An 18,434-nucleotide genomic window follows, 5' to 3' on the forward strand; every position below is an offset into this window, starting at 1 on the left:
CTGCCCGCAGGTGCTGAGATTGAGGGAGTCAGGATCGATGATGCGTATTCGGATGACCGCGCTTGCGGTCTGCGGCGCCGTTGTCCTGGCCGCTTGTGGCGGCGGCAGCGGCAAAGATCCAAGGGCCGGAGGTTCGGGCTTCAAGCTGACCACCTCCGGTCCGATCGAGATCGGGATGCTGATCACCGACACCCGCGCCGAGACCGCGCGGAACGGCGTCGGGATCGAGAGCCCGCACCGCGACGCGGCACACGCCGCCTTCGACAAGATCAATGCCAGCGGCGGCATCAACGGCCGGCAGATCAAGGTCGTCGACGAAGCCATCGATTTCAGCGCCCCCAACCACGACACGGCATTCGAAACGGTCTGCCAGCGGTTCACGAAGGACAACAACGTCCAGGCCGTGGTCTACGACGGCACCATCTACAACGCAAGCTTCAACAGCTGCCTCACTAAGGCGGGCGTTCCGATTCTGTACATGGGCAGCTCGACCGGATCGGCCGTGGGCGACAGCGAGGACCTCGCCAAGAACCCCGGATTGATCGCGGTCAACTCGGTGCGGCTGGACCGCCGCGTCGAGAGCATCATGGACAAGGCCGTCGCGGCCGGCCACCTCCGCTCCGGCAGCAAGATCGGCGTCGTTCTCGAGGACTGCCCCTACAACCAGCGCGTCTACGACAAGACCCTCAAGCCCATCGCCGACAAGGGCGGCATCGCCCTCATCAAGGCGGAGGTCAAGTGCGCCCACGGGTACGCCGACAACGGGCCGACCCTCGCCCTGATCCAGTCGCTCGCGCTGAAGTTCAAGTCCCAGGGCGTCGACAACGTCATGTTCCTGACGTTGTACGAGAGGGGAGTCGTCTACTACTTCGCGCAGGGCGCGCACGCGCAGAAGTGGTCGCCGCAGTACCTGCTCTTCCACTCGCAGGGCGGCCCCAACGCGCTGAAGACCTACTCGGCGGACCAGCTGGCCAACATGCATGGTTTCGGCGGCCTGCCCGACAGCGACGTGAGTGAGCAGCCGGCGCCGCCCGCGGAGCAGGCCAAGGTGCGCGCGGCCTGCCTGGCGGACGCGCGCGCCGCGGGCATGGCGGTCCAGAAGATCGCGGACCAGATCACCGTCTTCATGGCGTGCGACGCGGTGCGACTGCTGCAGCAGGGCCTGACCAACAGCGGTGGCCTGGGCGGGACCGAGAAGCTCGTGCCGGCCATCGAGAAGATCGGGACGAGCTTCGTCAGCGCCCTCACCCTGGGCGGCGCCACCAGGTTCGGGCCCGATCGGCACGACGGCATGGAGCTGACGGCCGTGTCCAGCTTCGACAAGGGGTGCAACTGCTTCAAATACACAGTGCCGGCGGGGCCGATCGAGTGACGGCCGCCATGCGGGCCGAGGGTCCCACCCGGCCCGCATGGGCGTCGCCTGAGGTCTCCGAACACTCAACGAGGGGCAACTGCGTGAACACGATGAGCGGGGCAGTGGTGGACGGACATATCGAGAACGGCTGGGGCAAGGTCGCGGACGCGTTCCGCGCGAACTTCGAGGGGAGCCCGGGCGAGGTGGGCGCGTCGTGCTGCGTCTACGTCGGCGGCCGTCCCGTCGTCGACCTCTGGGGCGGCCTGGCCGACAGCGAGACCCGGCGGCCCTGGCAGAAGGACACCATCGCCCTGGTCGCCTCCACGACGAAGGGCGCGACCGCGATCTGCGCGCACATGCTGGCCGAGCGCGGTGAGCTCGACCTGGACGCGCCGGTCGTCACGTACTGGCCGGAGTTCGGCGCCAACGGCAAGGAGCACATCCCGGTGCGCTGGCTGCTCTCGCACCAGGCCGGCCTGCCGGTCGTCGACGGCCGGTTCACCTTCGAGGACGCGTGCGCCGGCGGCCCGGTGATCCGTGCGCTGGAGGCCCAGAGGCCGGAGTGGAAGCCCGGCACCGAGCACGTCTACCACAGCATGACCTTCGGGTACCTGGTCGGCGAGGTCGTGCGCCGGATCTCCGGCAAATCGCTCGGCACCTTCTTCGCCGAGGAGGTGGCCGGTCCGCTCGGGCTGAACGCCTGGATCGGGCTGCCGGAGGAAGAGGAGGGGAAGGTGGCCCGGATCGACTCGGCTCCGCTCGTCCTGGAGGAGATGACCGCCGGGATGATCGAGAGCACCGGGCTCGACGCCGACACGGTCACCAGGTGGATCGCCGCCGTGTGGGGCGAGGGCTCGATCCAGTCCCGCGCCGGCTCGCTCGGCGGCGCCTTCGCCGACTTCTCCGAGGCCATGGGCACCCGCGCCTATCACGCCGCGGAGTTCCCGGCCGCGAACATGCTCACGGACGCGCGATCGCTGGCGCGCATGTACGCCGCCACGGTGAGCGAGGTCGACGGCGTGCGGCTGCTGCATCCGGCCACCGTCGAGCGGGCGATCGAGGTCCAGACCGACAGGACCCGGATGCACGGACTGCCCGCCGACCTGGACCTCCCGGCCGACCGTTCCTTCAACATGTCGCTCGGGTTCTGGCGAGCCTGCCCGCCGATGCCGATGGCGGGGCCGAAGTCGTTCGGCCACCCGGGCTCCGGCGGATCGATCGCCTTCGGTGATCCCGATGCCGAGGTCGGCTTCGGCTACGTCATGAACCTCTACTCCTACCAGGTCGGCGAACGGCGGGCCCGCAACCTCGCTGACGCGGTCCGATCCTGCCTCGGGTGACGGGAGACCTCTCATGACGGAACTCCAAGAGACGGTGCAGGAACTGGTCGCCCGATCCGGCGTCCCCGGTGCCGTGGTGGGCGTCCTCGAGGACGGCCGGATCGAGACCGCGGCCGCCGGCGTCGCGAACATGAACAGCGGCGTCGAGATGACGCCGGACACGCTGTTCCTGACCGGCTCGATCACCAAAGTCTGGACCACGACGTTGCTCATGTCCCTCGTCGAGCAGGGGCTGGTCGACCTCGACGCGCCGGTGAAGCGCTACCTGCCGGATCTCGTCCTGGGTGACTCGGAGGCCGCGGATGCGCTGGCCGTACGACACCTCGTCACCCACTCGACCGGGATCGACGCGTCGGACCTGATCGCCGATGTCGGGGACGGCGACGAAGCGATCGCGAACTGGGTGCCGCTGCTGCGCGACGTCGGTCAGTTGTTTCCGCCCGGGGAGTACTTCTCCTACAACAACGCCGGCTTCGTGCTCGCCGGCCGGATCATCGAGGTCGTCACCGGTGAGAGCTTCTCCGCCGCCATGCGGCAACGGCTGTTCGCGCCGCTGGGTCTGGAACGCAGCATGTTCACGGCCAAAGAGGCGATTCTGCACCGGATGGCGATCGGCCACTCTCCGGGAGACAGCGGGATGGTGCCGACCAAACTGTTCATGATGCCCGAATGCCTGGGACCGGCGGGCACGACGCTCATCACCTCGGTGCAGGACACGCTGACCTTCGTGGGGAGCCACCTGCCGACTCTCACGTCGGCCAAGCACCTGCTCAGCCCCGAGTCCGTCGACCAGATGACCGCCCACCACCTCGATTTCCCGGTGCCGGAAACAGGCTCGGTCGGGCTCAGCTGGTTGCGCAAGCAGTACGGGGATCGCGTCGTGCTCACCCACGGCGGGGGCTCCTACGGCGGCGTCGCGATGGTCGGCGTCCTCCCCGACAGCGACGCCGCCTACATCGCCTTCGCGAACGGGGGGCCAGCCTCGATGCCCTTCCACAAGGAACTCGCCGAGGCCCTGTTGCAGGACCGGTTCGGTCTATCCGCTCCGGTGGCGCCCGACCTTTCCGATCCGGAGCCGGAGCCGAGCCGATACCACGGCCGGTACGTCTGTTGGGGCTGCGAGCTCACCATCACCGGCGACGGCGACGCGCTCTGCTACCAGGCCAGGTTCACCGACCCGGTTCTCGGCCGCAACCGTTCGGATCCGCCCCCGGTCCGGCTGCGACCGATCGGCGGACGGGGCCTGGCCCTGGCCGACCACCCCGATCAACCGCCCTTCGGCTACGGCGTCGGGGACGACGGATCCGGACACTCGGAGTTCCTGTTCCTGATGGACCGGCTCGTTCGCCGCATGGGCGACAACTAACACCCACGAAGCTCTGGAGGATCTTGATGACGGAACAGTTCGGCACGTTCGACTTCGGCTTGAACGAGGCGCAGGAGGAGCGTGCCGCGCGGCTTCATCGCGAGTGCATCATCGTCGATGCCCTGTTCCAGGGCCCGGTCGGGTACCGGGTGTTCGACGAGGAGATGCACAAGGAGCTGCGTTCGGCCCTGGAGACGAGAGACGGCGACAAGCTGGCCACCTTCGCTGACGGGCTGATGCTGCCGGTCCGCCGGGCGTTCGAGGGGCAGATGGACGCGCTGAAGGATCACTGGGACGCAAGCGGCATCACCTGTGGTAACCGTCAGGTGGAGCTGGTGGATGAGCAATGGGCGCGCACCTTCGCGTTCATGCAGAAGCAGTTCGACCACTTCCCGTGGCTGACGAAAGCCCTGACCGCCGCTGACATCCGCCGTGCGCATGAGACCGGCACCCACGCCGGCCTGATGAGCACACAGGTCATGCTGGGTCCGTGGCGTGACTTCGACACGCTGCTCTACGCGCACGACGCCGGCCTGCGGATGTGCCAGCTCACCTACAACAACCTGACCAAGGTCGGCGCCGGCTGCACGGAGCGCACGGACGCGGGGCTGTCGACGTTCGGCGTGGCCAGTGTCAAGGTCATGAACGATCTCGGCATCATCGTCGACACGGGCCACGTCGGCCGGCAGACCACGCTCGATGCGTGCGAGGTGTCGAAGAAGCCGGTCGTCGCCTCACACACCGCGGCACAAGGCGTATTCGCGCACGCGCGCGGCAAGAGCGACGAAGAGCTGCGCGCGATCGCAGACACGGGCGGGTTCATCGGAATCGTGGCCGTTCCCTTCTTCCTCGCCCCGGGATCATCGGTCACCATCAACTCGATGCTCGACCACATCGAGTACGTCGCCGAGGTGGCCGGCATCGACCATGTCGGGATCGGGACCGACTGGCCCTTGCAGCTGCCCGAGTGGATGCTCCGTGATCTCGTCCAGCCGATCTTCGCCGAGACCGGCTTCCGGCCCGAGGACGGCCTGGTCGCGACGCAGGGATTGATCGGGTTCGACGACTACCGGGACTTCCCGAACATCCCCCGCGGCCTCGTCGGGCGCGGCTGGTCGGACGAGGACATCGCCAAGGTCCTCGGCGCGAACTTCGTACGCGTGATGGAGGCGGTCTGCGGCTGACCCGCCGTAGTGCAGCCGTGATCTCCTCCGGCACCAGGCCTGGGCGCGCTGACCATCGGGACTTCGCGACCCGTCCGCGCGCCCAGGCCGCCCGAGAAGCGCCCTTCTCCCGCAGCCCGTACGCGGGTAGCGCTGGTGCGAGTCAGGGAATCAGGACGTTCGTACGTCCTTCGCGACCACGCCGTTCTGCAGCACGAGCACGACGCTGTCCGGCTCGGCGAACAGGGCGGGGTTTTCCAGGGGGTTCTCCGCGAACGCGACTATGTCCGCCTGCTTCCCGACCTCGAGGGTGCCGATCTCGCTGTCGAGTCCGAGGAGGCCGGCATTGACCCGCGTGGCCGCGATCAGAGCCTCCATGGGTGACTCGACCGCTGCCCGCAGGGTCAGTTCCGCACCACGACGGCTCTGGTCGGGCCCGATGAGGTCCGACCCGAGTCCGACGCGGACGCCGGCAGCCTTGGCGGCGAGCAATCCGTCGATCATCGCGTCGCGCACCCGCGCCGCTCGCTCGGCGAAATGGCTGGGCAGGCCGAGCCCGTCGACGTTCGAGATCACCGCCTCGACGGCAGCGAGCGTGGGCACGAGGGAAACCTGGTGGTCGGCCATGAGCGCGGCCGTCTCGTCGTCGATGCCGGTGCCGTGTTCCACGCACCGCACGCCGGCCAGGACGGCGTTGCGGATGCCTTCGACGTTGTGGGCGTGGACGGTGACGTAGGTGCCTCGGGCCGCGGCCTCGCCGACGGCTACTGCGATCTCCTCGGTGCTGAACTGGGTGTCGGTGAGCTTGTCGTGGTGGGAGATGACGCCACCGGTGACGCACAGCTTGAGGAACTCAGCGCCTCCCCGGAAGGATTCGCGCGCGTTCTTTCGCATCTGATCGGGCCCGTCCGAGACCGTCGCCAGTGTCCGCAAGCCCGGAATCACCCGGCCGCGCCACATCTCGGTGGGCTCCCACTCGGAGGCGTAGTGGCCGTGTCCTCCGGTCTGGCAATGGATGGGGCCGCACTGCACGATCCGGGGCCCGGCGACCTTGCCTGATGCGACGACGCGGGCGAGGCCGGCGTCGATGCCCCCGCAGTCTCGCACGGTGGTGAAGCCAGTGCGTAGAGTCTGGGCGCAATTAGAGAACATGTCGGCGGCGATCTCCGCGATGGACATGCCGTACCCGACGCTTGCCTCGAGTCGGCTGGCCAAACCCATGTGAACGTGTGCGTCGATCAGGCCGGGAGTCACGGTGAGGCCGGTGCAGTCGACGACTTCGGCATCGGGCGGGGCGGACCCTCCGATCTGGGCGATCCTCCCGGCCTCGACGAGGAGTCCGGCAGCTTCGGGGTCGCGCCCGGTCGCGGTGATGAGAGTGGCGCCGTGGAGCCAGAGGCCGGCGGTCATGGGCAGAGTGCTCCTTCAGCATTCGTGTCGAGGAGGCGTGGAGGGAAATCAGCTGCGGGCGCACTCACCCGGTCTCGACGGATGACGCAGACTTTTCTCGCGTGAATATCTCGCCTGGGTATGGACATACACTATGCTCGTACGCAAGGCTGCGCAAGAGCGCCGCCCACGCCGAACGGAACAGGGGGCACACGCCTTGACGTCAGAACCGAAGGTGCGCAAGTCGGAGCGGTTGCCGCGCGGCGCGCTCGACCGAGAGACGGTGGTCGCCGCCGCGCTCGCGATCGCGGATCGCGAGGGTCTCAGCGCCATCACGATGGCCCGCGTGGCCGACGCGGTGGGTGGCAGCCCGATGTCGCTCTACCGACACCTGAGCGACAAGCAGGAACTGCTGGACGCCGTTGTCGACCTCGCACTGTCCGAGTCTCCGCGCATCGCTCAGGATGGGCGGCCCTGGCGAGTGCGCCTTGAGGAGTTCGCGCTGGAGTCCCGGCGCAACGCGTTGCGGCACCCGGCCCTCATCGAGATTCACCTGGAGAACTCCGTCCGCGGGCCGGGCGCGGCCGCCGTCGGGCTCGACATCATCGCTCTGCTGCACAAGGCCGGGTTCGACAACGACACGTCGATCCGCGGGTTCATGGTGCTGCGCAACTACCTCCTCGGCGCCATGGCCTGGGAGATCTCAAGGTTCCGCAGCGGCGGCGAGGAATTCGCCCACCAGGTGGACGACACGTTCGTGCACGAGGACACACCGGCGGACTCGCCGCTTCGCCGCCTCGGCGAAGTTCTCGCCGTTGACCCGGAGGCGCAGTTCATCCTCGGGATCCGCTGCCTGCTCGACGGGTTCGAGGCCGAGCTGCGGCGAATCAAGCGACGGGCCCGACAGGAGCAGTGATGGCTCATATGACTGACCTCTATCGTCGACCGACCTTCGTCGACATGGTCTCGCGCTCGCTCCAGAACTATCCGGATCGCGTCGCGTTCATCACCCCGACCGGTGACCTGTCGTACGAACAGCTGCGCCGGCTGATCGCGCGGATCGCGTTCGCCATGCAGGACGCCGGGGTGAAGTCGGGGGACGGCGTGGCCATGCTCGCCCCGAACCGACCCGAGGCGTTCGCCACGCTGATCGCCGCGATGTCGCTGGGCGCCCGGTACACCCCGTTGCATCCGATGGGCTCCTTAGCGGACCACGTCACCGTCTGCGCCGACGCTGAGATCACGACGATCGTCGCTGACGGCTTGCAGTACGCCGAACACGGTGCGGCTCTCGCGGCCGAGCTGCAAGCAGGTCCGCAGGTGCTTCACATCGGCGGAGGATCGCCGTCCGACGTCTTGGCGGGCCCTGATACGGACAGGCCCATCCCCGCGCTGGCGCGCGAGTCCGACATCGGGTTGCTCGGATACACCGGTGGGACCACCGGCCGGCCCAAGGGCGTGATGCTCCCCCATCGTTCGCTGGTCACGCACCTCTACCTCAGCGTGGCACACTGGCAGCTCCCCACCGAGCTCCGGTTCCTGGGCTCGACGCCGTTGACCCACGCGCTCGCGGGCATCGTGCCGCCGGTGTTCCATCAGGGCGGAAGCATGGTGCTCACCAAGGGCTTCGATCCTGCGGAGTTCTGCGAGACCGTCCAGAGACACCGGATCACGGCGACCTTCCTCGTGCCGAGCATGATCTACGTGCTGCTCGACCACCTCGCCGAGCACCCTACGGATATGTCGAGCCTGCAGACAATCCTGTACGGCGCGGCGCCGATGTCACCCGACCGGCTCGAGCAAGCCCTCGATGTGTTCGGGCCCGTATTCGTGCAGTTCTTCGGACAGAGCGAGGCGCCGAACACCGTCACGAGCCTCAGCAAGGAGGACCATGACCTGCGGCGGCCCAAGCTGCTCGCCTCCTGCGGAAAGCCGCACCCGACGCTGGAGGTCGCCGTCCTCGACGACGACGACCAGCCCTGCGGAGTCGGCGAGCGGGGAGAGGTCTGCGTTCGTGGTCCGCTGGTCATGGACGGTTACTGGAAGCAGCCCGAGCTGACCGCGGAGACGCTGCGGAACGGATGGCTGCACACCGGCGACGTCGGTTACTTGGACGAGGACAACTTCCTATACCTCACCGATCGCAAGAAGGACATGGTGATCACCGGCGGGTTCAACGTCTATCCGCGAGAAGTCGAGGACGCGGTGGTGACGCATCCGGAGGTCGCGGCGGCGGCGGTGATCGGAGTTCCGGACTCCAAGTGGGGCGAAGCGGTGACGGCCTTCGTCGTCAGAACCCCGGGTGCGACCGTGACGTCCGAGGAGCTCATCGCCCTCATCCGCGAACTCAAGGGACCTGTGCACGCCCCGAAGCGTCTGGAGTTCCTGGACGCTCTGCCGCTCACACCCCTGGGCAAGGTCGACAAGAAGCAACTGCGAGCGCGCTTCTGGGGCGAGCGCGACCGAGCCGTGAATTGAATCATTCGGCAGGAGGAGACAGGAATCGATGAGCACCGCAACCGGGGCACGGCCGCGCTGGGTCGATGACGAGGGGGCCGCGCTGGGCGCGGTCGCCCGCGACTTCTTCCAGGCCGAGGTCGTCCCGCACTTCGAACGCTTCGACCGGCAGAAGTACGTGGACCGGGAGGTGTGGCGCAAGGCAGGCGCGCTCGGCCTGCTCTGCTGCGAGGTGCCCGAGGAGTACGGCGGGGGCGGGGGCACGTTCGCCCACGACGCCGTCGTCTTCAGCGAGCAGGCACGTTCCGGGGACACCGGGCTCGGCAATCCGGTGCACAGCGGAGTGGTCGCCCCTTACCTCGTGGCCTACGGCTCCGAGAAGCAGAAGGCGCGCTGGCTGCCCGGGATGGCGACCGGTGACATCATCGGCGCGGTCGGCATGAGCGAACCCGGCGCCGGCACCGACCTCAAGAACGTCAGGACACGTGCCACGCGCAGTGGCGACCACTACGTGCTCAACGGGTCCAAGACGTTCATCAGCAACGGTGCGCAATGCGATCTCATCATCGTCGTCGCCAAGACCGACCCGGCGGCGGGTCGCCACGGGATTTCGTTGCTCGTGCTGGAAACGGCGGATGCGCCGGGATTCCGGCGTGGGCGGGTGCTCGACAAGCTGGGCATGCACAGCCAGGACACCTCGGAGCTGTTCTTCGACGACGTGCTGGTGCCGGCGGAGAACCTGCTGGGCGAGGAGGGCGCGGGCTTCGGGATGATGATGCGCGACCTGCCCCGGGAGCGCCTGGTCATCGGCGTCAACGCGGTGGCGGCCATGGAACGCGCGCTGGAGGAGTCCATCGCCTATACGAAGACCCGGGAGGTCTTCGGCGCGCCGCTGTTCTCCATGCAGCACGTCAAGTTCGAGCTCGCCGAGCTGGCGACCATCGTCCGCGCGTCCCGGGTCTTCCTGGACGACTGCGTCGAGAAGTTCGTCGCCGGCACCCTCGATCCCGCGACCGCGTCGATGGCGAAGTGGTGGCTGAGCCAGAACCAGTGCGACGTCACCGATCGATGTCTCCAGCTCTTCGGCGGCTACGGATACATGCGGGAGTACCTCGTCTCCCGCCTGTACGCCGACGCACGCGCCCAGAAGATCTACGGCGGAACCAACGAGGTCATGAAGGACCTCATCGCCCGATCGCTGTGAGAGAGCCGTCGGCAGTGCACGTCACCGATGTCCCGGTCCCCACGCCGGACGATGTCGCGGCCGCCGCGGACCGGATCCACGGCCACGTGCGAAGGACACCGCTCATCGAGGTGGCGGCCGGGGCGTTCGGCGTCGACGCACCGCTGGCGCTCAAGCTCGAACTGCTGCAGCACTCCGGGTCGTTCAAGCCCAGGGGAGTCTTCAACCGAGTCCTGACCCAGGACGTGCCCGCCGCGGGCCTGGTCATCGCCTCGGGCGGGAACGCCGCTCTCGCCCTGCTGCACGTGGGCAGGCGGCTCGGCCATGCCGTCGAGGTGTTCGTCCCCGAGACCGCCCCGGCGGTCAAGATCGCGAGGCTGCGTCACCACGGCGCGCGCGTGCACCAGGTCGGCCGGGACTTCGCGCAGGCCGCGGTGGCGAGCGAGCGCGGCGCGGCCGAGACCGGGGCGCTGCTCGTGCACGCCTACGACCAGCTGGAGGTCGTCGCCGGCCAGGGCACGGTCGGACTGGAGCTGGACGAGCAGTGCCCGGACGTCGACACGGTGCTCGTGGCGTGCGGTGGCGGCGGTCTCGTCGGCGGGATGGCCGCCTGGTTCGACCGCCGCGTGCGCGTGGTGGCCGTCGAGGCGTCGGGCTCGCCCACGCTGGCCGCGGCTCGCTCGGCGGGCGAGCGGGTGACGATCAGCGTCGGCGGTGTCGCCGCCGACGCGCTGGGCGCCGGCCGGATCGGCGCCATCGCGTGGGAGATCGCTCAGCGCGCGATCGACGAGGTCGTGGTCGTGCCGGGGGAGGCGATCCTCGACGCGCGGCTACGCCTGTGGGACGAGCTGAGGATCTGCGCGGAACCGGGCGCCGCCGCGCCGCTCGCGGCACTCGTCACCGGCGGCTATGTGCCCGCGGCGACCGAACGCGTAGCCATGGTCGTGTGCGGCGGCAACAGCGACCCGGCGACCCTGTCCTGAGTCTTCTTCGGCTCCAGGACGTGCACCTGGCGCACCTGAACGAGAGGAGCCGGCACGAATGACCGATCCGCATCGACTGCACGGTGACGCTGTCGTGGTCGACACGCACAACGACCTGATCCTCCTGGTGGACCACTTCGACCGGCGGGAACAACCTGATCATTTCGCCCGGTTCTGGCTGCCTGAGCTGCGTGCCGGGGGCGTCGACGTGCAGGTGCTGCCCATCTGCATCGAAGATCAGTTCCAGTCCGAGGGGGCCCTGCGTCGGACGCTGCTGCTGGTCGAGCGGATCCATGAACTCGCCGCCGAACACAGCGACGACGTGGCGGTGTGCCTGACCGGCGCCGACGTCGACGCCGCCACCGCGTCCGGGCGCATCGCTCTGATCATCGCCCTCGAGGGCGCCCATGCTGTCGGGCAGGACCCCGCGCTGGTGCGCACCATGGCACGAGTGGGGGTCCGGGTGGCTTCCATGGCGCACTTCGGCCGCACCTTCCTGGCCGACGGCAGCGGCCTGGACTCGACCTCGCGCGGCCGCCTGACCCCGGAGGGCGTCACCGCGCTTCGCGAGATGGAGGAGCTGGGCATCGTCTTCGACATCAGCCATCTCGGGATCGCCGGCGTCGAGGACGTGCTCTCCCTGGCGACGCGACCGTTCCTGGCCACGCACTCGGCGTGCCTGGGCATCACCGACAGCCACCGCAACCTCGGTGACGCGCAGATCAAGGCGATCGCCGAGCTCGGCGGGGTCATCGGGGTCGCCGCCGCCATTCCGTTCTTCATCGACTCGACCAGTCCGTCGGCCGATCGCGTCGTCGACCACATCGAACGCGTCATCCACGTGGCCGGCATCGATCACGTGGGCCTTGGACCGGATTTCATCGACGACTACTACCAGAACGTGCTCGGCGGCTGGCTCGGCGGATGGCTTCCTTCGCCCGATGGCCGTGCGTACCCGCCGGCCGAGATCTCCCGTCCCTCGGACCTGCCGAAGATCACCGAGGTGATGGTGCGCCGCGGGTTCGAGGAGTCGGACATTCGCAAGGTGCTCGGCGAGAACGTGTTGCGCGTTCTCCGTGAAGTGATGGGAAGGCCGACAGATGACCGTGTTGGATGACCTCCAGTACCTGCTGGCGAGCAGGGAGCCGCGCACGCCGGTCGCGTTCGCCGCGGCCGACGTCACGATCGAGACGGTGTTCGCGACGATGCGGGACGGCGTCCGGCTCGCCACCGATCTCTACCTGCCTCCGAAGCTGCCCGCCCCGGTGATCGCGGTGCGCACGCCCTACGGTCGCGACTCCGACCGGCTGGTGGCGGTCTTCATCGCGTTCGCGCGCCGGGGCTATGTCGTGGCGGTGCAGGACCTTCGCGGCACGGGCGGCAGTGAGCCCGAGGACCACGACTTCTACATGTTCGAGCCGCAGGACGGTTACGACTTCGTCGAGTGGGTCAGCGCCCAGGACTGGTGCGACGGGTTCATCGGTTCCGTCGGCGGCTCGTACGTCGGCCAGGTGCAGTGGCCCATGGCGACACACCCGAAAATGACCACGATACTTCCGGAGGTCAGCGGCATCGGGGTGGGCGTCAAGACGGCGTCGTACCACATGATGTTCAACGTCCTCGCGCGCACGATCGGACACGGTGCGGACAAGCTGGACATACCGTTCTGGCAGCTCGAACCGATGATGCTGGACGAGACCTTGTCAACGGGCCTGTTCAACGAGCCGTTCGTCAGCCCGGTGCCGGCGGAGTTGGCGGAGTCGTTCCCCGCGCTCAAGGGCCTGTCCCCGGTCGAGGCGCAGGACTGGTTGTGGGCGCACTACTGCTCGTTGACGTGCGCGGAACGGGCCGACCTCATCCGGGGCATCACCGGGTCACCCCACATCACCATGATCGACGTCGAGCAGATCGGGCCCCTCTTCGGCCAGGGCATCTCGATCGACCGGCACACGCTGCCCGCCGTCGACCCCGCGCGGCAGGTCGCCGACTTCCAGGCGATCCCGCTGCTGCGCACCGGCTGGTACGACTGGTTCATCAACGACGCGCTGGCCACCTGGGAGCTCCTGCGCGAGAACGCGCCCGAACCGCTGCGCTCCCAGGCCCGGATCGTCATCACCCCGTCCGCGCACAACCTCCCCGGATACAAGGAAGGCATGGGGGAGCACCCGGAGCTGCAGCACAACCACTGGTCCAACGTCGACTTCACGCTGCGCTGGTACCAGACCGTGCGGGACGGCTCGATCGACGAATGGCCTCGCGTCATCTACTACCTCATGGGTGCCAACGAGTGGCGCACCGCGGACGACTGGCCGCTTCCCGAAGCCGTGGACACGCCGTTCTACCTGGGCGCCGACGGGACGCTGAGCGCCGCGGCCCCCCAGGAGCGACTGGCCGCCGACCAGTACGTCTACGACCCGCTCGACCCGACCCCGACCGTGGGCGGCAGCATCGTCTCCTGGGTCTATCCGGCCGGAAGCGTAGACGTCAGCGGGGTCCAGCAGCGCGGCGACGTCCTCACCTACACCACGCAGACGCTGGAGCACGACGTCGATGTCGTGGGCAAACTGCGGGCGCTGCTCTACGCGAGCTCGTCCGCGGTGGACACCGACTTCGCCGTGCGGCTGAGCGATGTCCTCCCGGACGGGCGGGCCGTCCAGCTGCAGAACGGCCTGCTGCGGGCGAGGTACCGCGACCTCGATCGCGGCGCCGAACCCCTCGTCCCCGGTGAGATCTACCCGCTGGAGATCGACATGTGGGTCACCGCGAACAGGTTCAAGGCCGGCCATCGGATCCGCGTCGACATCAGCTCCGCCGACTTCCCGCGGTTCGACCGCAACAGCAACCTCGGCGGCGCGCCAGGGGATCCGATCGCGGCGACACAGACCGTCTACCGGGACGCCTCGCACCCCTCGCACGTGGTGCTGCCCATCTGCCCGACCACCTGATCGAGAGCGCAGAGGATCGAATGTCCTACCAGTACCTGTCCATCCGGGAACACGGCGCGACCACCGTCGTGACGATGAACAAGCCACCGGTCAACGCGGTCAACCTGAGCATGTACGAGGAGATCCGCGACCTCTTCGGCCGGTTCGACGAAGTGCTGCCGGGTGTGAAGGCGGTCGTGCTCACCAGCGCCGTCAAGCACTTCTGCGCGGGGAACGAGCTTGCGGAGTTCCTCACGCTGACCGAGTCCAACGCCGCGGGACGCATGCGGCTGGTCCGGGACGCCTTCGCGTCCATCTACGACTGCCCGGTTCCGGTGGTCGGCGCGGTCCGTGGGGCGGCGCTCGGCACTGGCCTGGCGCTCGCCGCGAGCTGCGACGTGGTCGTGGCCGGTGAGAGCGCTCGTTTCGGTACGCCCGAGGTGAGCGTCGGCGTGATGGGCGGAGCCGCCCACCTCGCCCGCCTGGTCCCGCAACCGATCATGCGTGCGATGTACTTCACGGCCGACCCGTGGCCCGCCGCTGATCTCGTCCGGTTCGGGTCCGTGCTGCGGGTCGTCCCGGACGACGAAGTGCTCGAAACGGCGCTCGCCCTGACCGAGAAGATGACGCGACATAGCCTGGCCGCGCTGCGCCATGCCAAGGAGGCGATGAACACCATCGAGTTCATGGACCTGAAGGCCGGCTACGAGTTCGAGCAGCGGCTGACCGGGCGCCTCGCCGCCGAGCCCGACGCCAAGGAAGCTGTCGCCGCGCTCCGTGAGAACCGGGTTCCGGTCTATCGCGATCAGCTGGGCCAGCCTTGACCACACGGAGATCCCGGGCACTCGTCGACTCGTTGTGGGTGTACCCGGTCAAGGGTGCCGTGGGCGTGCCGATCGGTGAGGTCGACGTCCTGCCCGGCACGGGCGCGCTGCACGACCGTTCACTCGCGATCGCGCGGGGCGACGGGCCCGTGCCGCCCCGGACGACGTGGCGGCCGCGATCGGCCTTCAAGCAGGTGGCGCGCGATCCAGACATGACGCAGGTTAAGGTGACGATGCTCGGGCCCGGCGTGGTCGAGCTCCGCCACCGCGCGCACCCAGGCGGGCCGTCGGTGCGTTCGGACCAGCCTCCGGAAGACCAGGAGGCAGTCCTGCGCCAGTGGTTCGGGGACCCTGGGCTGCGCCTCGTCCACGCCGACGCGTCGGGCCTGTGGGACTGCTCGGACGCCGAACTGTCCCTGCTCAATCTGGCCTCGGTGCGTGCGCTCGAGCGACTCACCGGCTGCGCGCTCGACACCCGGCGATTCCGCGCCAACGTCCACCTCGACGGCCTGTCCGCGTTCGCCGAGCTGTCCTGGGTGGGTCGGCGGATCCGGCTCGGCGACTGCGAGGTCGAGGTGATCCGCCCCATCCAGCGCTGCCGCGCGACGTCCGCGAACCCGAGCACGGGGGAGCGGGATCTTGAGCTCCCCTCGATGCTCGCCCGAGCGCTCGGCCACCCGCACCTGGGTGTCTACGCGCGCCTGGTCGAGCCCGCCCGGCTTCGCGCCGGCGCAACGGTGGTCGTGGGCGGCCGGCCCGACGCTGCCCGGCTCATGGACGGGCTGCGGGAACGCCACGAGGCGACGCGGACCTGGCCGCGGGAGGCCGAGGTCGTCACGGTGGTTCGCGAGGACGCCCGGACGGTCAGCTTGTGGCTGCGCGACCCCTACCAGCTGCCGGTGACGGCCGGCCGGCATGTCCGGGTGCACCTGCCCACCGCAAACGGTGGGCTGACCTGGCGCGCCTACAGCGTCTCCGGCCGGCGGGACGACCGGCTTCGGATCACCGTGCGGCTGCGCGGGGAGGTCTCGAAGCGCCTCGCGCTGCTGTCCGGCGGCGACCGCCTGCTCCTCTCGGGTCCGTACGGGGCCCCGGCGCTCTCCCCGGAGCGGCGGCCGTTGTACCTGGTCAGCGCCGGTATCGGCATCACCCCCGTGGCCGCGGTGTTGCGGCAGCTGGTGGCGGCCGCCGACCGCCGCCCGCTCTGCGTGCTGCACGTCGACGCCGACAAGGAGAGCGCGGCGCTGTGGCCCGAGGTCGTCGAGGACGCTCGCGGGTCCGGCGGGACGGCCACGCTCTTCGAGACCCGGCCGGCCGGCGCGGCCGCGCGACGTCCCACCCCGCGCGACGTCCTCGACGTCCTGCCCGGCGACAGCCACGCCGACGCGCACGCACTGGTGTGCGGCTCGGCCGGCTTCGTGGACATGGTGTCCCGAGCCCTTCGGGCAGCCGGGGTCGACGCGGATCGCATCCATGCCGACCCGTTCCTCTCGCCGGCGACCGACCCGCCCATCCGACGACCCGCGCCGGGTCCGGGCCCGCACCCGGTGACCTACCTTCCCGAAGGAACGGTCACGACCTGGACGGACGCCGATGGCACGCTCCTTGAGCTGGCCGAGCAGCACGGGGTGGCGGTGCCCTACTCCTGCCGGTCCGGCGCCTGCGGCGCCTGCGCGCTCGACCTGGTGCAGGGGGAGGTCTCGTATCTCGTCGATCCGGCACTTCCGCCGGGTTCGCGGGCGGTGCTGGCCTGCTCCGCGGTGCCGACCGGGCCGGTCACGTTAAGGCGGCGATCGGCCCCCGAGGAACCGCCGATGACCATGCTGGCCTAGTCCGCGACTACGGAGCCGCCCGTGTACGGACGGGTCAAGCGAGTGAGGACGTCGTGGTAGGCGTCCATGAACGCGGTACGGACGTTGTTGCGCTCGAGAGCGGCGACGCCTCGCACGGTCGACTCGCCCGGTGTGCCCACCTCTCGGCGTACGGCGAGGGTGTCGCCATTCCGTTTGATCAGTAGTTCGGCCGTGCCGGCCATCGTCTCGAGGAACATGTCCGTCGCGTTCTTGAGGTCGAGACCGTGGCAGACCGCGGCGTCGATCGCGGCCTCGGCCAGGACGGCGATGTAGGCGGGCATGACCCCGGCCGTCGCGGTGGCCAAGTCCATCTGGTGCTCGGGAAGTACCACCACCTTGCCGAGTCTGGACAGGAGGTCGACCGCAGGCTCGCCGCCTGCGGCTACGGCGACCACGCCTCTGCGGATCTCGACCGGCGTGTTGGGCATCGTCCGCACGACCGTGGCGCCTGGGTACGCGCTCCGGAGCTGAGCGACGGTGGTGGGGCCCATCATCGAGATCACCATCTTTCCCGTCGCGTCGATGCCCTCGGCGACAGCCGCCAGCTGGTCGGGACGATGGCCGAGGAAGATCGTTTCGGAGTGCCGGAAGAGGTCGGCGTTGGTGGGCTTGACCTCTCCACCCAGCTCGGCCACGAGCGCCGCCGCTCGCCCGGATCCCGAGTCCGTGGCGTAGATCGGCTCACCGAGGCCACGGGCGATCGCAGTGGCCATGTTGCCTGCGCCAACGAAACCGATCATCAGGATCCTTTGTCAGACGGAACGACTAGTCACCTGAACCGTAGAGCGGCTGTGTCGCCCTTGACATGCGTCGCGTGTCGAGGAGGCGCACCGAGGTTTCCGACGCTCGTCGTTAGAGTTGCGACTCCGGATCCGGGAGCATCTGCTGCATGACCGATCGATCGTCGAAGACCCAGAAACCTGCCCCGGTCAGTGAGCGGGTCAAGATTCGGCGCCGTCCCGCGCGTGGGTCGTATGACCTGGACCTTGTTCGCTCGATCTTCGACGATGCGCTGCTGTGTCACGTGGCCTTCATAGACGGCGGGGATCCGGTCGTACTGCCGACCTTGCACGTCAGGATCGGTGACGAGTTGCTGATCCACGGTGCGCGGCAGAACCGCATGATGAACAAGGTCGCGGCAGGGGCCCCGGTGTGTATCGAGGCCACGGTGATCGACTCGGTCGTCCTGGGACGCAGCGTTCTCCAGAACTCGGTCAACTATCGATCCGCCGTTGTCATGGGTGAGGGACGAGCCGTCGAAGCTCCGGACGAGGTGCTGCCGCGGATGCATGCGCTCATTGACAAGTGGGCTCCGGGTCGGCTCCCGTTCCTTCGTCCTCTCAACGACGCCGAGCTGCGATCCGTGCTCCTCGTTTCGGTCCCGATCACCGAGGTGTCGGCAAAGGTACGCACCGGTGATGCCAGTGATGCGGACGCCGACCGATCCCGTCCGGTCTGGGCAGGTCAGCTCCCGCTCAGGGTTGTCGCTGGTTCCCCGGTGCCGGACGACTACGTGCCGGCGGACATGCCCGTTCCCGACCACCTCGAGGGGTGGGGGGAGGACCGAGCGGGGGTTTGAGCGAGGCCCTCGAAGCTCC

The 18,434-nt window shown here is 68.8% G+C and carries 15 protein-coding genes; 13 read left to right on the forward strand and 2 right to left on the reverse strand.

Annotation, left to right across the window (positions count from 1 at the left end; translation table 11 throughout):
- Positions 1–37: 37 nt before the first annotated feature.
- From ACIBHX_RS46095 to ACIBHX_RS46110, 4 genes are all read left to right on the forward strand, one after another.
- A complete protein-coding gene (locus tag ACIBHX_RS46095) occupies positions 38–1,372 on the forward strand; it encodes an ABC transporter substrate-binding protein (protein ID WP_397074555.1) in 1,335 nt (444 codons plus the stop codon).
- A gap of 92 nt (positions 1,373–1,464) precedes the next feature.
- Positions 1,465–2,694, forward strand: a complete 1,230-nt coding sequence (locus ACIBHX_RS46100) for a serine hydrolase domain-containing protein (protein ID WP_397074557.1) — start codon at positions 1,465–1,467, stop codon at positions 2,692–2,694.
- 13 nt (positions 2,695–2,707) lie between these two features.
- Positions 2,708–4,060: a serine hydrolase domain-containing protein gene (locus ACIBHX_RS46105; RefSeq protein WP_397074558.1), complete on the forward strand. Its 1,353-nt coding sequence runs from the start codon at positions 2,708–2,710 to the stop codon at positions 4,058–4,060.
- A 26-nt stretch (positions 4,061–4,086) separates the two neighbouring features.
- Positions 4,087–5,244: a dipeptidase gene (locus tag ACIBHX_RS46110; RefSeq protein ID WP_397074560.1), complete on the forward strand. Its 1,158-nt coding sequence runs from the start codon at positions 4,087–4,089 to the stop codon at positions 5,242–5,244.
- A gap of 150 nt (positions 5,245–5,394) precedes the next feature.
- Here the strand turns inward: ACIBHX_RS46110 and ACIBHX_RS46115 are convergent, their stop codons facing one another.
- The gene (locus ACIBHX_RS46115; RefSeq protein WP_397074561.1) at positions 5,395–6,633 is read right to left on the reverse strand and encodes an amidohydrolase family protein; all 1,239 of its coding nucleotides are present in this window, start codon (positions 6,631–6,633) and stop codon (positions 5,395–5,397) included.
- 196 nt (positions 6,634–6,829) lie between these two features.
- On the opposite strand from ACIBHX_RS46115, the gene ACIBHX_RS46120 reads away from it, so the two are divergent.
- From ACIBHX_RS46120 to ACIBHX_RS46155, 8 genes are read left to right on the forward strand one after another with little or no spacing between them, the layout of a single operon-like run.
- Positions 6,830–7,528, forward strand: a complete 699-nt coding sequence (locus ACIBHX_RS46120) for a TetR/AcrR family transcriptional regulator (RefSeq protein WP_397074563.1) — start codon at positions 6,830–6,832, stop codon at positions 7,526–7,528.
- 8 nt (positions 7,529–7,536) lie between these two features.
- The gene (locus tag ACIBHX_RS46125; protein WP_397074565.1) at positions 7,537–9,090 is read left to right on the forward strand and encodes an AMP-binding protein; all 1,554 of its coding nucleotides are present in this window, start codon (positions 7,537–7,539) and stop codon (positions 9,088–9,090) included.
- A 28-nt stretch (positions 9,091–9,118) separates the two neighbouring features.
- A complete protein-coding gene (locus ACIBHX_RS46130) occupies positions 9,119–10,273 on the forward strand; it encodes an acyl-CoA dehydrogenase family protein (RefSeq protein ID WP_397074567.1) in 1,155 nt (384 codons plus the stop codon).
- A gap of 14 nt (positions 10,274–10,287) precedes the next feature.
- Positions 10,288–11,235 (forward strand): threonine/serine dehydratase, encoded by a 948-nt coding sequence (locus ACIBHX_RS46135; protein WP_397074569.1) that lies wholly within the window; start codon positions 10,288–10,290, stop codon positions 11,233–11,235.
- Between the two features lie 58 nt (positions 11,236–11,293).
- Positions 11,294–12,352 (forward strand): dipeptidase, encoded by a 1,059-nt coding sequence (locus tag ACIBHX_RS46140; RefSeq protein ID WP_397074571.1) that lies wholly within the window; start codon positions 11,294–11,296, stop codon positions 12,350–12,352.
- A complete protein-coding gene (locus ACIBHX_RS46145; protein WP_397074573.1) occupies positions 12,336–14,180 on the forward strand; it encodes a CocE/NonD family hydrolase in 1,845 nt (614 codons plus the stop codon). The genes ACIBHX_RS46140 and ACIBHX_RS46145 overlap by 17 nt, the downstream gene beginning before the upstream one ends.
- 20 nt (positions 14,181–14,200) lie before the next feature.
- On the forward strand, positions 14,201–14,983 hold the full coding sequence (locus ACIBHX_RS46150) for an enoyl-CoA hydratase-related protein (RefSeq protein WP_397074574.1): 783 nt from the start codon (positions 14,201–14,203) through the stop codon (positions 14,981–14,983).
- The gene (locus ACIBHX_RS46155; protein ID WP_397074576.1) at positions 14,980–16,815 is read left to right on the forward strand and encodes an MOSC domain-containing protein; all 1,836 of its coding nucleotides are present in this window, start codon (positions 14,980–14,982) and stop codon (positions 16,813–16,815) included. The genes ACIBHX_RS46150 and ACIBHX_RS46155 overlap by 4 nt, the downstream gene beginning before the upstream one ends.
- Here the strand turns inward: ACIBHX_RS46155 and ACIBHX_RS46160 are convergent.
- Positions 16,812–17,576 (reverse strand): pyrroline-5-carboxylate reductase family protein, encoded by a 765-nt coding sequence (locus ACIBHX_RS46160; RefSeq protein WP_397074578.1) that lies wholly within the window; start codon positions 17,574–17,576, stop codon positions 16,812–16,814. The genes ACIBHX_RS46155 and ACIBHX_RS46160 overlap by 4 nt on opposite strands.
- 149 nt (positions 17,577–17,725) lie before the next feature.
- On the opposite strand from ACIBHX_RS46160, the gene ACIBHX_RS46165 reads away from it, so the two are divergent.
- Positions 17,726–18,415 (forward strand): pyridoxamine 5'-phosphate oxidase family protein, encoded by a 690-nt coding sequence (locus ACIBHX_RS46165; protein ID WP_397074580.1) that lies wholly within the window; start codon positions 17,726–17,728, stop codon positions 18,413–18,415.
- The last annotated feature ends 19 nt before the right edge of the window (positions 18,416–18,434 follow it).

Origin of the sequence: Nonomuraea sp. NPDC050536, assembly GCF_044457685.1 — a bacterium.
Lineage (GTDB): Bacteria > Actinomycetota > Actinomycetes > Streptosporangiales > Streptosporangiaceae > Nonomuraea.